Raw genomic sequence first — 13,794 nt, 5'->3', positions numbered from 1 at the left:
ACCGCCTGTTGCGGCGACGCCACTACAGGTATCTATTTCTACTAAATGAGTTGTAAATCGACAGCCATTCTTCTTTTTGTTGATGGAAGGCCCACGAATCCGCTACCTGTCCGATACGCAATTGAAGCGCTGGCCCGACCTGTCATCACGCAATCGGGAGGGAGATGCATGCATCCAGACGCAATCATGTCCGCTCCCGATCAGGAAGAGGCGCTATCGCGTGCCTATGTGGCGGCTGTTGCTGCCGGCGCGGGCTACACCACCGCGACCATGGACCTGGACCGCGACGGTGTGGACATACAGATCCGTGCCGGGGGCAGCATGCGACCATCGCTCGACATCCAGTTGAAGGCGACCATAAATCTCGGCGCGGCACATGAGGGGATCTTCCGCTTTCCGCTCAAACGTCGGAACTATGACCTCCTGCGTGACGTGGCTATGGTACCGCGTATTCTGGTTCTGCTCGATCTGCCGCGCGACAAGGCGGAATGGCTGACGGTCGCCCCTGAACAGCTTATGATCAGACGCTGTGCCTATTGGGCCAATTTTGCCCGTAGCCCTGCAACTGACAATCAAGATACCATTTCTGTGTCTGTGAAACAGTCGGATCGATTCGACGTCAGCGGCCTTGTGGCACTGATGAACAGCGCCAGGGCAGGAGGCCTGACATGAAGGCTAAAATCCTGGATGTCGAGGCGTTGCGGGCCATTTCACCGATGGCGCTGAGCGCGTTCGCCCGAAGCGAAGGTTGGTCGCGCACTGAATCTTACGGTGCGCATGCAGATGTCTATGCTGGGCCCGATCACCCTGAAGTCATTCTGCCGCGCACAGACCAGCTTGCCGACTATGCCGCGGTCATGTCGCGCCTGATCGGCGTGTTCGCAGCGCATACCGGCCGCGATGAACTCGCAATCTATCGTGACCTTGTCGGCGCCGATCGCGATGTCGTCCGCGTGCGCGCTGTCGGAACGTCCGATGATGGCTCCATTCCCCTGGATGCCGGTGTCCGAATCATCGAAAAGGCTCGGGACATGCTTCTCGCAGCCGCCTGCGCCGTCAATGCGCCTCAATCGATCTACCGCGCCGGAGCGAACAGACAGGCGCTTGAGTATATGAGCCGGGTCAAACTGGGGCAGACTGAACACGGCAGCTTCGTCGTTACCATGCTGGCGCCCGTACCGCCATCTCTGCCGCCTGCGCAAGCACCGCTGTCTGCCGATTGGCTCACTCTGGAAGATGAACCGGTGGAGCGGCAAGTAACCCGCCGGCTGATGACCGCGCTTCGGGCATCTAGGACAGCTGCCGAACTGGCCTTGTCCGGCGATAGCCGGGCCTTTGAAGATGCGGTGAGTGCTGGCGTCAGCGCCAATCTCTGCGAAGCGGTCGCCGGCCTGATCGAACAGTCACAACGCCTGGATATCAGTCTGACCTGGGCACGGACCCGACCGATTGCCGAAAGACAGTGTCAGGTCACGTTCTCCAGGAATGATGCCGATATTCTGAAAGAGGCCGCACGCACCTTCCATATGCGCGCGCCTCGCCCGGACGTGAAACTTTATGGCACGGTTCACAGCTTGAAGCGCGATCAGGATGATATTGATGGCGTGGTGACACTGAAGGCCATCATCGACGACAAAACCCGATCGGTCAGCGCGGTGTTGGATCCCGTAAACTATAGCGTGGCCGTGCAGGCGCATGACGCGCAAACGCAAGTCATCGTAACGGGCGATCTGCAACGAAATGGCGCGCGCTGGCACCTCACCAATGCATCGGTGATCCCATTGCCCACCGACGCCGATACAGACTGATCCAGACTACGCCTCCCGGCGGCCTGCACCACAAGGCTTGCGTCGGGTTACCACGGCTGCATCCCTGTCGGGGGCTTGTCGATACGTCGGAATCAGACCGCCGCCATGGCCGGCGTCTGTATCAGCGTCTTCAAGGGCACCGTCGGATCGGCCAATGCCTGCGGATCGGCCGGCGCCGAGGCCGGGTCGGCCTGCGCCTGAACCAGCAGCCGGCCCTGCGCCAGATCCTGCGGGGCATTGATGCCGTCGATGGCGATCACCCGGCCCTGGCGCAGATAGATCACGCTGAAGCTGCCGGCCGCCGGATCGCCACGCATCAGTTCAACATCATGGCCCGCCTGCAACCCGACGGTCTGCAAACGCATGTCATACTGGGTGGACCAGAACCGGGGCACGGCATCATAGACCGCCGTGCCGCCCAGCATGGCCGCCGCCACCACGCGGGCCTGATCGACGGCGTTCTGCACGCATTCCAGCCGGATCCGCCGGCCGCCGGCATAGCGGTTGACATGGGCGGCACAATCACCGGCGGCCCAGATATCGGGCAGCGCGGTCCGGCCCTGGCCATCGACCGCTATGCCACCGGCCGCATCCGGTTCAACCGGCAGCGGCGCCACCACCGGCTCAAGGCCGATGCCCGCGATCACCAGATCGGCGGGCAGATGTTCGCCATCCGCCAGCACGACCGCCGAGACCCGGCGGGCGGCATCGGCGGCCAGCGACCGCACCACGCCGCCCAGCCGGATATCGACCCCCTGATCGCGATGGACGGCGCCGACATGACGCGCGACCAGCCGGCCGGTCACCCGCGCCAGCACCCGGTCCTGCGCCTCGACCACCGTCACCCTGTGCCCGGCCTGGCTCAGCACCGCGGCGGCTTCAAGGCCGATGAAGCCCGCACCGATCACCACCACCCGCCGGCCGGCCGAGGGTGATCCATCGCCCAGATCGGCGCGCAAGGCATCGACATCGTGGCGATGACGGATGGTGTGCAGCCCGGCAAGGCCGGCACCCGGGCAGGTCAGTCGCCGCGCCGTGCCGCCTGCCGCCCAGAGCGTCCGGCCATAGCCGATCGCCTCGCCCGTCCCGGTCAACAGCCGGTGAGCTGCCGCATCGACCTGGACGATGCGGGTGCCCGGCACCAGGGTGATGTCGCGCGCGGCCCAGAAATCCGCGGGGCGCATGTGGATGTCGCAGGCCTCGACCACACCCGCCAGGTAATCCTTCGACAGCGACGGCCGGTCATAGGGTGGCTCGTCCTCGGCACCGATCAGGCCGATGCTGCCGGCGAAGCCGCCTTGGCGCAGACTGGCGGCGGCCTGGGCGCCGGCATGGCCGGTGCCGATGATGGCGATGTCGAAATGCCGGATCACGGGCAGTCTCCCTGGGGCTGAATTCTGCGGGATGGGTGGCCGGATGGGGCGGGGGCATCCCATCCGGCCGGGTTCCGCCGGTCAGCGGTCGCGGGGCTCGAAATCCTCCCGGCCCGCGCCGCAATCGGGGCAGGACCAGTCGTCGTCGAGCGCATCGAGCGCGGTTCCAGGCGGAATGCCGTGGGCGGGTGATCCCGCCGCCTCGTCATAGACATAGCTGCACAGCAGGCATTGCCATGCCTTGCCCTGCGGGTGACCTTGGGCCACCAGCGCAGTGGTTTCGAGCGCATGCATCGGCATCGGAGACGTCCTCACTTGGCGGATGGCCGGATCAGGCGGCGATGCCATGGGCAGCGAAGCTGTCGCGGCCGGCGGCGGTATCGAGGATGCCGACATCGCGCGACAGGCCAAGAATGCGGCTATAGTCCAGCCGGCTGCGCGCGGCCAGATTCAGCGGCCGACAGTCGGCGATGATGCCGGCGGCACCCGGCACGCCCAGCTGGTCCAGAACCGAGGCCCAGATATCCAGCTCCAGATCGGCGAACCAGCCGATCGGCTTGGGCAGCATGTCGGCGAAGAACGCCTGCTCACGCGGCGACAGCGCCGGGTAGAAGGTCTCGGTCAACAGGGTGAAGATCTTGGAATGCGCCAGTTCGTCGTGGCGGTGGGCGGCGACGGTGGCGGTGTTCATCGGCTGGATATGCGGGCAGTCCGACAACTGATGCAGATAGTCGCTGACGAAGATCTCCGACACCACGGATGTCGCCAGGTGCACCAGGGTCTTCTGCCAGTCTTCGGCATAAGCCGCCTTCTCGCGGTTCATGAACCGGACCAGATTGAAGGTCGGGATCCGCAGATCATCGAGCCCGCGATGGGTGCGGGTCAGACGGTTGGCATTGGCGACCAGCAGCAGGTGATAGGCCTCGTCCACCAGGGTTTCGCAGACGATGTGGCGGATGGTCTCGGGCTGAAGACCGGGGATGCGGCCATCGAGCGCGTCATAGCAGGATGGCGAGACGATGGCGCTTTCGATAGCGACCGTCTTCTCGTTATAGATGATCCAGCCCGCCGACAGGATGCGGGTCCGGGTGGCTGAGTCGAGCGCGCGATAGCCGGGATGGGTGTGGAAAGGCAGCCGCTCTTCCAGGAAATCGTCACGCGCGGCATCGAAGCAAAGCTCGATCGGTTCGCGGCGCACTTTGGCGCGCCGGATCCAGCCGTCACCGATGCGTTGCAGCAGATTTCGGGTTTCGGACTGGTCGCATGCGGCCTCATGGCCGCCGGCACCGATGGCGGGGGCGCTCATCGTGGTCATGGCAGGGCTCTCCGAAAGCGGATGCAGATGGGGGGATTGCCGGAGAAGGCAGGTCTGTGGTCCGCCGCTCCGCGGCTCTGCCGGAGGGTGAAGGTGCCTCCTGCGGAAAACGCTATTTTGGCCTAGGTCATTTTATTAACGGCGTGGGTCATAAATTACCCAAACGACCGCCGCCTACCCAGCCAGAACGCAACCAAAAGTTATGGTGATTTACGAATGCTTAGCGTCTGATCCGTCGCGGTTTTGTGTCACATCAAACAGATAGGTCAGCACCCTTTCCCTATCCTGCCTTCCATATGCAAACCGCCCGACCGGTGGACGGTCGGGCGGCAGTCATTGATCTATCTGGCGGGGTGTTGCCCCAAGGCGTCAGGCGACCGGAAACCGCCGGCACAGTCCGTCCACCTCCGCCCGTACCCGGGCCGCGGTGGCGATGTCGAGACCGCCATGGTCACGCAGGCTGGCCAGCACCTGAAGGATCAGCGTGCCGATCGCCCGGAATTCGGCCGGACCGAAGCCACGACTGGTGCCGGCGGGGCTGCCCAGCCGGATGCCGGAGGTGACCGTGGGCTTGGCGGTATCGAAGGGCACGGCATTCTTGTTCGCGGTCAGGCCCACACTGTCCATGGCCTCAACCGCAGCCTTGCCGGTGACCCCGAAGGGCCGCAGATCCGCCAGCACCAGATGGCAGTCGGTCCCGCCGGTGACCAGCCGCAACCCGCCCGCGCTCAGACAGGCGGCCAGCGTCCGGGCATTGTCGACCACGGCATTGATGTACTGCCGGAAATCCGGCTGAAGCGCCTCGTGGAACGCCACCGCCTTGGCCGCGATCACATGCATCAGCGGCCCGCCCTGCACCCCCGGAAACACCGCCTTGTCGATCCGCCGCGCCAGATCGCCGTCATTGGTCAGGATGATGCCGCCGCGCGGCCCGCGCAGGGTCTTGTGGGTGGTGGAGGTCACCACATAGGCATGGGGCACCGGGTCGGGATACAGGCCGCAGGCGATCAGTCCGGCATAATGGGCGATATCGGCCATCAGCCAGGCGCCCACGCGATCGGCGATCGCCCGGGCACGGGCAAAGTCGATCCAGCGCGGATAGGCCGAACCACCGACGAAGATCAGCCGGGGACGCGCGCGCAGGGCCTCGGCTTCCATGGCGTCGTAATCGATCAGCTCGTCGCTGCCGCGCACCTTGTAGCTGACGGCCTTGAACCAGCGACCCGACAGGCTGACCGGCGAGCCATGGGTCAGATGGCCGCCACAGGCCAGATCCAGCCCCATCACCGTATCGCCCGGCTCCAGCAGCGCGAACAGCACCGCCAGATTGGCATTCGCGCCCGAATGGGGCTGGACGTTGGCATGAGCGGCGCCGAACAGCCGGCAGGCGCGATCGATCGCCAGCCGCTCGGCCACGTCCACGGCCTCGCAGCCGCCGTAATAGCGCCGCCCGGGATAGCCTTCGGCATATTTGTTGGTCAGCACCGAGCCTTGCGCCGCCCGCACCGCCTGACTGACGATGTTCTCCGAGGCGATCAGTTCGATCTGGGTCTGTTGGCGCCGCTCTTCCGCGCGGATCGCGCGGGCAAGATCGGGGTCGGTCGCGGCCAGCACATCGTCGGGCGCCTGGGCCGCCAAGGCGGCGGGTGTGGTCAGCATCGCTGATTGCCTCGCTTGGGATAAAGGGGGAGCGGCACATGGCCGCGCCGGTCCGACGTCAGGCGTCCAGGCCGCGCAGCCAGGTTTGCAGGCAGGCGGCGGCACGCGATCCGAGCATCGGCCCGAGCTCGGCGTTTGCCGCCCGCAATGCCGGCACATCCACGCCCGCCGCCGCCAGTTCCACCGTGTGGCCGATCAGCCAGCGTTCGAAGCCCTCGCCACCCGCTTCCGGGTGAAACTGCGCCGCCAGAACATTCGGGCCGCGGCTGAAGGCCTGCACGGGGCAGAGCGGCGTCGATGCCAGCCCCACCGCACCATCGGGAAGGTCGAACCGATCACCATGCCAATGCAGCACCGGCTCGTCGCCGAACACCCCCAGGCACGACGCGGCACCGGCATCCGTCAGGGAGAGCGGCGCGAAACCGATTTCCTTGGCCGGGCCGGGATAAACCCTGGCCCCCATCGCCCGCGCCATCAGCTGCGCGCCCAGGCAGATGCCGAAGATCGGCCGACCGGCGGCAAGCCGCTGCTCGATCAGGGTCAGTTCATCGGCCAGGAACGGATATTTGTCGTCCTCATAGGCCCCGATCGGACCGCCCAGCACGATGATCAGCCCGGTGGTCAGCGGGTCGAGTGTCCACAGATCGTCCACGCCCGCATCGTAGTAGTGAACCTTGTAACCGGCCCGCTCCAGCACCGGTTCAAAGCAACCCAGATCCTCGAAGGCGAGGTGGCGAATGGCGACGGCGGTCTTCAGCATCGTTGCCTCCGATTAATGACCCATGCCAATCTATCTTTTGACACGTGCCGATATATCTACCCGCTTCCCCATCATCCGGCAAGGCCCGACGCAGAGAACATCGGCCAGCGCCGAGCACCGCTGCCGGGCCCGGGTTCAGCATCCGAGATCCGCTCCGCACACCGATGACAACCGCCAGGAACACAAGGCCCATCCACGCCGATCATGGCTGGGTGATTGCCGATCACAGGAGATGACGCCATAAATGTCCGGGAATGATGCAGCCATCTCCTTGCGGCCCCGGGGGCCGGCCCTTAGGCGGCTTCGGCCGGCAGAGGCCGGGCCGGGCCTGCCCCTCACGCCGGGAGTTCCGGACCTCATGCATTTCGTCACCGGCAGGTCGGCCGCCGATATCGCGGCGAGCGTCGAGCGCGCGATCCGCACCGGGCAGGTCAGCCCCGGCGAACAACTGCCATCGGTGCGCGAGGTCGCCGAGCGGCTGGGGGTCAACCGCAACACGGTGACCGCCGCCTATGCGCGGTTGCGCGATGCGGGCCTGGTCACCGGCAATGGCCGCCAGGGATCGCGCGTTGCCGGCACGCCCAGTGTCGAGATCTATCGCACCATCATCCCGGCCGATGTCCGCGACCTTGCCTCAGGCAATGTCGATGCCAGCCTGCTGCCCGATCTGCGGCCATGGCTGGCGGCGCTGGATCTGGCGCCGGGCGGCTATGAGATGGTCGAGGACGATCCCGATCTGGTGCGTTTCGCCACCCATGCCTTTCGCACCGACGGCCTGCCTGCCGGCCGGGTCGCCGTGGTCTCAGGCGCCATGGACGGGCTGGAACGCGGCTTGCGGGCCCATCTGCGCCAGGGCGATGCGATCGGGATCGAAGACCCCGGCTATGTCTCGGCCCTGCTGCTGGTGCGGTCGCTGGGGTTGAAACCGGTGCCGCTGCCACTCGACGATGACGGGGTGCAGGTCGAGGCGCTGGAAGCAGCGCTCGCCGCCGGCATTCGCGGTGTGGTTTTGACCCCCCGGGCCCAGAACCCGACCGGCAGTTGCATGAGCGCCGAGCGTGCCGCCGCCCTGGCGGCGGTGCTCGACCGGCATCCCGATGTCGTGCTGATCGAGGATGATCATGCAAGTGCCGTGTCGGGCGCGCCGCCGGTCACCGCCGCGCCGGCCCATCCCGGCAGCCGGCCCTGGGCGATCATCCGCTCGGTGTCGAAATTCCTCGGCCCCGATCTGAGACTGGCGGTGATGACCGGCGACGCCATGACCATCGCCCGGCTTCAGGACCAGCAGGCGCTGGGGCCGCGCTGGGTCAGCCACATCATTCAGCGGCTGGTGATGCAGGTCTGGTCCGCGCCTGAGACCACCGGGCTGATCGCGCGCGCGGCCACATCCTATGCGGCGCGGCGCGAACGCCTGCTGGCCTGCCTTGCCGCCGAGGGCATCACCGGCACCGCCCGCTCGGGCCTGCATGTCTGGGTACCGGTTCAGCGCGAGGCCGAGGTGGTCCAGGGCATGCTGGCCAGGGGCTGGGCGATCCAGGCCGGCGAGATTTTCAGGCTGCGCAGCGGGCCCGGCGTGCGGATCGGCATCGCCGGCCTTGCCGCCGGCGAAGAGGAGGCGGTCGCCCGCGCCCTCGCCGACAGCATGCGGCCGGGGCGGCTGCTGTATACCTGATCCTGCCCGGACCCGCCGTCACACCGGCGTCGTCAGGCGGCCCGGGGATCCTGAGCCACCGAATGCTCGGTGCCGACCATCGAGGTGACGGCGAAGCTGGTCGCCTCCGGCGCCGGCATCGGGTGGTGCCAGACACCGGCCGGAATGACGACGAAATTGCCCGCCTCGATCAGGATCTGCTCAGGCCCCGCATCATGCAGCAGGGTCAGATGGATCGCGCCCTTCAACACGAAGACCTGCTCGTCCTGGGGGTGGCGTTCCCACGGCACCTGGCCTGTATAGCGCAGCAGGCTGGCCACGCAGCCATTGGCGACCCCCAATGGCCGCATCGCCGTCATGAAATCGGCCTGGGTGGTGCCGGGGCCGACGGTCAGCAGCGGCAGGCCGCCGGCGATCTCGTCAATGCTGTGCACGTCCATCACACACGTCTCCATCCTCAGGAGGTCGGCGGCGGTTCGCCGCGCCAGAGCCGGTTCGTGCCGGCCATCCGCGGGAATTCCACCACGGATTGAACCTGTGAGTCGAGTAACGCTTATATTTTTCGCGTGAGCGGACGGAATACCCCCCGCCCCGGCCCGGATCACCGGAACGTGAGCGATGGTGTACAGAGCATGACTTGCGTGACCGGTGCTTCTGCCGCCATCTGCTGAGGGCGGGTCGTCGCATCATGAGACATCACCGCCGCCCGTCCCCCGCCCCTTCCTTCCCCATCCCCCGCCCCTTCCCCATCCCCCGCCCCTTCCCCATCCAAGGCCGATCCCGATGCGCTTTCCCTGGAACGATCCCCGCGGCCGGTTCTCTCCGGTCAAGGCCGTGGTGCTGGCCGGCCTGTTCCTGCCGGCGGTGTGGATTCTGTGGAGCATGGCCAATGGCAGCGGCGCCGCCCCCGGCCTGACAGATATCGGCGGTGTCGGGCCTGGACCGACGGGTATCGGCGGCGGACCGGCCCTGCCCGATCGCGGGCTTCTGGGTCCGGCCGCCGGTTCTGCCGGCGGCGGGCTGGGTGTGCCGGCGGTGAAGGAAGCGCTGCTTCTGGCCGGGCTGTGGGCGATCCGGCTGCTGGCGCTGTCATTGCTGATCACGCCATTGCGGGTGACCCTGGCCCGGCCGATGATCGGCCAGCTTCGGCGGATGATCGGCGTTGCGGCCGGGCTGTATGCGCTCGGCCATCTGGCACTCTACATCCTGTACATGAAGGGCGATATCGCGCGCGTCCTGTCCGAAATCTGGCTGCGCACCTATCTCACCATCGGGTTCGTGGCCGTTCTGATTCTGGCGGTGCTGCTGGCCACATCCACCGACGGCATGCTGCGCCGGCTGGGCGGGCGGGCGTGGAAGCGGCTGCACAAGCTGGTCTATGCCGCGGCCTTGCTGGGCGCACTGCACTATTTCATGCAGACCCGGCTGGAACCGTCGGAGGCCACCATCCTGGCCGGCGTGCTGGGCTGGGCCGCCCTGTGGCGGCTGGCCGATGCGCGCCGCCCGCAGATCCTTCGCAAGCCTGCCGGGCTTGTGATGCTGGCACTGGCGGCGGGCCTGCTGACAGTCGCGATCGAAGGCGCGTGGTTCGCCTTCGGCACCGGCATCGACCCGCTGAAGCTGGTGGTCGCGAACATCAATCCCGACGTGTTCCCCCGCCCGGCGGCCGTGGTGACGCTGGCGGCGCTGGCCATGGCCGGGCTGCACGAGTTGGCCCGTCGCACGGCACCGCGCCGCAAGCCCGCGCCCGGCCGCAGGCGGCAGCCGCGCCAGGATATCCCCCGCACCGCCACGTCAGGGCCGGGCGGCGAGTGATCAGGCCATGGCCCGGATGCGGTCGATCCGGTCCTCGATCGCCGGATGGGTTGAAAACAGCCCGGCCGGGCGGCGACGACGGCCGCTCTCGCCCGGGCCATCCAGCGGATTGACGATCCACAAGGCCTCAAGCGCCCGCGCCGATACCGGGGCGGCGCGTGAGGTTTCGGCCGCGGCCCTGTCGAGCTGGTCCAGAGCGCCGATCATCGCCTGCGGGTTGCGGGTCAGCTTCACGGCCGTGGCATCGGCCAGATATTCGCGCTGGCGCGACAGGGCGAATTTCATCATCTGCGCCGCCAGCGGCGCCAGAAACGCCACCAGCATCAGCACAAGGGCGATCACCACCAGCGCGGCATTGCCGCCGCCACCGCCCCGGTCACTGCCGCGCCCACGGCCGCTTCCCCCTGACAGCGCCCCGAAGCGCGCCATGCTGCGCGCGATCGAGGCCACGATCACGATCAGCCCCACCACCACCGACACCACCACCATATAGCGACTGTCGCCATTGGCCAGATGGCCCATTTCGTGGGCCACCACCGCCTGAAGCTGGTCGCGGCTCAGCCGCTCCATAAGCCCGCGGGTGACGGCGATGGTGCCGCGCTCAGGCCGCAGGCCGGCCGCGAAGGCGTTGGGCATATCGGTGTCGATCACCATCACCCGTGGCTTGGGCAGGCCCGCCGCCAGAGCCATTTCCTCGACCACGTTGTGCAGCCGGCGATGGGCGACCGGGTCGGCATCGCGGGCGCCTGCGATGCTCAGCGCCATGCGGTCGCCGCGGGTGAGCGCCAGCACCGACCACAAACCGCCCGCCGCCGCCATCACCGCGGCACCGACAGCGCCGCCACCGGTCAGCAGCCAGGCGTCATCGCCGACCCAGCCGGTCTGCTCGGCACCGGCCGCCGCCAAATTGTCCGGCGGCAGGATCACGAAGCCCACCAGATAGCCCAGCACCACGCCCAGCAGGGTCAATCCGGCGCAGATCATCAGGCTGCGCCGACGGTTGGCGCGGATGGCGCTGGCGAAATCGGTGCGGTCGATGCGCGGCCCCTCGATCGGCCGGGGCACGTCATCAGCCTGTTCCGCCGCCGCCACATCGTTCATGGCCATAGCGGTCGTCGCCGTGGCCGCCGCCGCATGCGCGCTCTCCCATGGCCGGCGCCGCCCCCGCGCCACGCGCCATCCCCATGGTCCGCGATGTGCGGGCTTGCCGCCGGCCGGTTTTTGCCCGCCATCATCCTGCATCAGCGGCCTCAGCGCAGCGAAACGGTGGGAACGGCGGTCTCGGCCTCGTCGACCTGAAAGAAGGCCTCGGTGCGAAAGCCGAACAGCCCCGCGATCACGTTCGACGGGAACATCTGCACCCGGTCGTTATAGGACTGGATGCTGTCGTTGTAATGCTGGCGGGCAAAGGCGATGCGGTTCTCGGTCGAGCGCAGTTCCTCGGTCAACTCCGAGACATGGGCGCCGGAGCGGATTTCGGGATAGGCCTCAACCACCGCCAGCAGCCGGCCAAGGCCGGCGCCGAGTTCGCGCTCGGCCGCCAGCGCCGCCGAGCGTTCGGCGGCACCACCCGTGGTCGCCCGCTCATTGGCGCTGATCGCGCGGCCGCGGGCGGCCACCACCGCCTCCAGGGTCTCGCGCTCGAACGCCATGGCATCACGCACCGCCGCCACCAGATTCGGCACCAGATCATGCCGGCGCTTCAACTGCACCGAGATCTGGGCGAAGGCATTGCGCACGCCGTTGCGGCGCCCGACCAGCCCGTTATAGGTGGTGATCGCATACAGCGCGAGCAGCACCACGGCGCCGATCGCGATCCAGACTTCCATGATCGTCATCCCTATGCTGTTGCACCGGCGAGCCTACCCCGCCCAGCCATTGCCGACAATGATGGCCGCATCACCGATCCTCATGACCAAAGCCGGATGATCCGGCATAGGATGCGTGCTGCGCCCCGCCCATCATCGCATCACCGCCGGATTGCCCGCTTCATGCCAGCCAAAGCCCCCCCGACCAGTCAACCGGTGCAGACCCGTCAACCGGTGCAGGCCCGCGCCACCCTGATCGGCTTCACCGCCGTGCTCATGTGGGGGGCGCTTGCTCTGTTCACCGATCTGTCGGGCACCGTGCCGCCCTTCCAGATGGTGGCGATGACCTTCGCCATCGCCTTTCTGCTGATGGCCACGAAATGGATCTGGGCGGGCGAGCGCTGGACCCGGCATCTGCGCCACCCGCCGGCGGTGTGGCTGCTGGGGGTGGGCGGGCTGTTCGGCTATCACGCCTGCTATTTCCTGGCGCTGCGGTTGGCGCCTGCGGCGGAAGCCAGCCTGATCGCCTATCTGTGGCCGCTGCTGATCGTGGTGCTGTCGGGGCTGCTGCCGGGCGAACGGCTGCGGGCCGCCCATATTCTGGGTGCATTGATGGGCCTTGCCGGCACGGCCACACTCATTGCCAGGGCCGGGCTCGCCTTCGACCCGGCCGCCGTGCCGGGCTATCTGGCGGCGGCGGCCTGCGCGCTGATCTGGTCGACCTATTCGGTCGGCTCGCGGCGCTTCGGCGACGTGCCGACCGATGCGGTCGGCTGGTTCTGTGCCGCCACCGCGGTTCTGGGCCTTGCCTGCCACCTTGCCTTCGAGACCACGACATGGCCGGCAGGCGCGGTGGAATGGGCGGCGGTGGCAGCCCTCGGCCTCGGCCCGGTGGGCCTTGCCTTCTTTGCCTGGGATATCGGCATGAAGCGCGGCGATGTCCGCCTGCTGGGGGTCGCCTCCTATGCGGCGCCGGTTATCTCCACGCTGCTGCTGGTCGGCTTCGGCCGGGCTGAACCCAGTTGGCGCCTTGCGGTCGCCTGTGCCCTGGTGGCCGGCGGCGCATTGACCGCCACCTTCGGCGCCCGGATCACTTCGCGTCAGGCCAGGGCATGATCGGCACCGTGGAGATGGCGTTCTTGGGCGAGCCGTCGATCAGCTCGTCGGAATAGCTCAGATAGATCAGGGTGTTGTTCGGCTCGTCGAAGAAGCGGACCACCTGAAGTCGTTTGAACAGCCACGACCGGCTTTCGCGGAAGACGTCCTCGCCTTCTTTCAGCTTGGATTTGATCGTCACCGGCCCGACCTGCCGGCAGGCGATCGAGGCGTCGGAGGTGTCTTCCGCCAGACCGATCGCCCCCTTGATGCCGCCGGTCTTGGCGCGGCTGACATGGCAGACCACGCCGTCGATCTTGGGATCGCGGAAGCTGTCGACGCAGATCTTGTTGTTCGGCCCGACCAGTTTGAAGGTGGTGCTGACACAGCCGACCTCCTCGGCCGCTGCCGGCCCGGCCGACAGGACACCAACCACGGCAAGGCCGCACAAACCGAGCAGGGGCAGAACGACGGAACGCATGGGCATAGCCTCGCGGATCAGGGGAACAT

At 67.3% G+C, this 13,794-nt stretch carries 14 protein-coding genes; 5 read left to right on the top strand and 9 right to left on the bottom strand.

The annotated features are described in order from the left end of the window. Nucleotides 1–168 precede the first annotated feature (168 nt). Nucleotides 169–672, top strand: a complete 504-nt coding sequence (locus IEW15_RS00385; protein WP_188573972.1) for a DUF4365 domain-containing protein — start codon at nucleotides 169–171, stop codon at nucleotides 670–672. After that, nucleotides 669–1,808 carry a hypothetical protein gene (locus tag IEW15_RS00380; RefSeq protein ID WP_188573971.1) on the top strand — a complete coding sequence of 380 codons (1,140 nt, stop codon included), beginning with the start codon at nucleotides 669–671 and terminating at the stop codon, nucleotides 1,806–1,808. The genes IEW15_RS00385 and IEW15_RS00380 overlap by 4 nt, the downstream gene beginning before the upstream one ends. A 92-nt stretch (nucleotides 1,809–1,900) precedes the next feature. Here IEW15_RS00380 and IEW15_RS00375 read toward each other — a convergent pair whose 3' ends face one another. The 5 genes from IEW15_RS00375 to IEW15_RS00355 form a co-directional block, all read right to left on the bottom strand. Further along, on the bottom strand, nucleotides 1,901–3,181 hold the full coding sequence (locus IEW15_RS00375) for an NAD(P)/FAD-dependent oxidoreductase (RefSeq protein ID WP_229707713.1): 1,281 nt from the start codon (nucleotides 3,179–3,181) through the stop codon (nucleotides 1,901–1,903). 81 nt (nucleotides 3,182–3,262) lie between these two features. Then, nucleotides 3,263–3,481 (bottom strand): rubredoxin, encoded by a 219-nt coding sequence (locus IEW15_RS00370; protein WP_188573969.1) that lies wholly within the window; start codon nucleotides 3,479–3,481, stop codon nucleotides 3,263–3,265. A gap of 31 nt (nucleotides 3,482–3,512) precedes the next feature. Next, a complete protein-coding gene (locus IEW15_RS00365; RefSeq protein ID WP_188573968.1) occupies nucleotides 3,513–4,496 on the bottom strand; it encodes an AurF N-oxygenase family protein in 984 nt (327 codons plus the stop codon). A gap of 369 nt (nucleotides 4,497–4,865) precedes the next feature. Further along, entirely contained in the window at nucleotides 4,866–6,155 is a 1,290-nt protein-coding gene (gene glyA, locus IEW15_RS00360; protein WP_188573967.1) for a serine hydroxymethyltransferase, read from the bottom strand. Nucleotides 6,156–6,213: 58 nt separating this feature from the next. Continuing rightward, the gene (locus IEW15_RS00355) at nucleotides 6,214–6,915 is read right to left on the bottom strand and encodes a glutamine amidotransferase (protein ID WP_188573966.1); all 702 of its coding nucleotides are present in this window, start codon (nucleotides 6,913–6,915) and stop codon (nucleotides 6,214–6,216) included. 358 nt (nucleotides 6,916–7,273) lie between these two features. Between IEW15_RS00355 and IEW15_RS00350 the strand changes: the two genes are divergently transcribed. Beyond that, the gene (locus IEW15_RS00350) at nucleotides 7,274–8,587 is read left to right on the top strand and encodes an aminotransferase class I/II-fold pyridoxal phosphate-dependent enzyme (protein WP_188573965.1); all 1,314 of its coding nucleotides are present in this window, start codon (nucleotides 7,274–7,276) and stop codon (nucleotides 8,585–8,587) included. A gap of 32 nt (nucleotides 8,588–8,619) precedes the next feature. On the opposite strand, the gene IEW15_RS00345 is transcribed toward IEW15_RS00350, so the two are convergent. Then, nucleotides 8,620–9,006 carry a cupin domain-containing protein gene (locus IEW15_RS00345; RefSeq protein ID WP_188573964.1) on the bottom strand — a complete coding sequence of 129 codons (387 nt, stop codon included), beginning with the start codon at nucleotides 9,004–9,006 and terminating at the stop codon, nucleotides 8,620–8,622. Between the two features lie 343 nt (nucleotides 9,007–9,349). Here IEW15_RS00345 and IEW15_RS00340 point away from each other — a divergent pair, with 343 nt between their 5' ends. Continuing rightward, on the top strand, nucleotides 9,350–10,381 hold the full coding sequence (locus tag IEW15_RS00340; protein ID WP_188573963.1) for a protein-methionine-sulfoxide reductase heme-binding subunit MsrQ: 1,032 nt from the start codon (nucleotides 9,350–9,352) through the stop codon (nucleotides 10,379–10,381). On the opposite strand, the gene IEW15_RS00335 is transcribed toward IEW15_RS00340, so the two are convergent. Both IEW15_RS00335 and IEW15_RS00330 read right to left on the bottom strand, forming a co-directional pair. Beyond that, a complete protein-coding gene (locus tag IEW15_RS00335) occupies nucleotides 10,382–11,488 on the bottom strand; it encodes a M48 family metallopeptidase (RefSeq protein WP_229707712.1) in 1,107 nt (368 codons plus the stop codon). Nucleotides 11,489–11,631: 143 nt separating this feature from the next. Next, on the bottom strand, nucleotides 11,632–12,210 hold the full coding sequence (locus tag IEW15_RS00330) for a LemA family protein (protein ID WP_188573961.1): 579 nt from the start codon (nucleotides 12,208–12,210) through the stop codon (nucleotides 11,632–11,634). Between the two features lie 162 nt (nucleotides 12,211–12,372). On the opposite strand from IEW15_RS00330, the gene yddG reads away from it, so the two are divergent. Next, nucleotides 12,373–13,305 carry an aromatic amino acid exporter YddG gene (yddG, locus tag IEW15_RS00325; protein WP_188573960.1) on the top strand — a complete coding sequence of 311 codons (933 nt, stop codon included), beginning with the start codon at nucleotides 12,373–12,375 and terminating at the stop codon, nucleotides 13,303–13,305. Here yddG and IEW15_RS00320 read toward each other — a convergent pair. Beyond that, on the bottom strand, nucleotides 13,280–13,765 hold the full coding sequence (locus tag IEW15_RS00320) for a CreA family protein (RefSeq protein ID WP_188573959.1): 486 nt from the start codon (nucleotides 13,763–13,765) through the stop codon (nucleotides 13,280–13,282). The genes yddG and IEW15_RS00320 overlap by 26 nt on opposite strands. Between the last annotated feature and the right edge of the window lie 29 nt (nucleotides 13,766–13,794).

The sequence above is a fragment of the Tistrella bauzanensis genome (assembly GCF_014636235.1).
Taxonomy (GTDB): Bacteria; Pseudomonadota; Alphaproteobacteria; order Tistrellales; family Tistrellaceae; genus Tistrella; species Tistrella bauzanensis.
Note: the sequence above shows the minus strand (reverse complement) of the source record. Positions and strands in the feature narration are given on the sequence as shown.

Bases quoted from the DNA above. Each gene is read 5' to 3' on its own strand.
- IEW15_RS00340 (WP_188573963.1), top strand. From the start codon at position 9,350: ATGCGCTTTCCCTGGAACGATCCCCGCGGCCGGTTCTCTCCGGTCAAG.
- yddG (WP_188573960.1), top strand. From the start codon at position 12,373: ATGCCAGCCAAAGCCCCCCCGACCAGTCAACCGGTGCAGACCCGTCAA.
- IEW15_RS00385 (WP_188573972.1), top strand. From the start codon at position 169: ATGCATCCAGACGCAATCATGTCCGCTCCCGATCAGGAAGAGGCGCTA.
- IEW15_RS00330 (WP_188573961.1), bottom strand. From the start codon at position 12,210: ATGGAAGTCTGGATCGCGATCGGCGCCGTGGTGCTGCTCGCGCTGTAT.
- IEW15_RS00355 (WP_188573966.1), bottom strand. From the start codon at position 6,915: ATGCTGAAGACCGCCGTCGCCATTCGCCACCTCGCCTTCGAGGATCTG.
- IEW15_RS00370 (WP_188573969.1), bottom strand. From the start codon at position 3,481: ATGCCGATGCATGCGCTCGAAACCACTGCGCTGGTGGCCCAAGGTCAC.
- glyA (WP_188573967.1), bottom strand. From the start codon at position 6,155: ATGCTGACCACACCCGCCGCCTTGGCGGCCCAGGCGCCCGACGATGTG.
- IEW15_RS00365 (WP_188573968.1), bottom strand. From the start codon at position 4,496: ATGACCACGATGAGCGCCCCCGCCATCGGTGCCGGCGGCCATGAGGCC.
- IEW15_RS00380 (WP_188573971.1), top strand. From the start codon at position 669: ATGAAGGCTAAAATCCTGGATGTCGAGGCGTTGCGGGCCATTTCACCG.
- IEW15_RS00350 (WP_188573965.1), top strand. From the start codon at position 7,274: ATGCATTTCGTCACCGGCAGGTCGGCCGCCGATATCGCGGCGAGCGTC.
- IEW15_RS00320 (WP_188573959.1), bottom strand. From the start codon at position 13,765: ATGCGTTCCGTCGTTCTGCCCCTGCTCGGTTTGTGCGGCCTTGCCGTG.
- IEW15_RS00345 (WP_188573964.1), bottom strand. From the start codon at position 9,006: ATGGACGTGCACAGCATTGACGAGATCGCCGGCGGCCTGCCGCTGCTG.
- IEW15_RS00335 (WP_229707712.1), bottom strand. From the start codon at position 11,488: ATGGCCATGAACGATGTGGCGGCGGCGGAACAGGCTGATGACGTGCCC.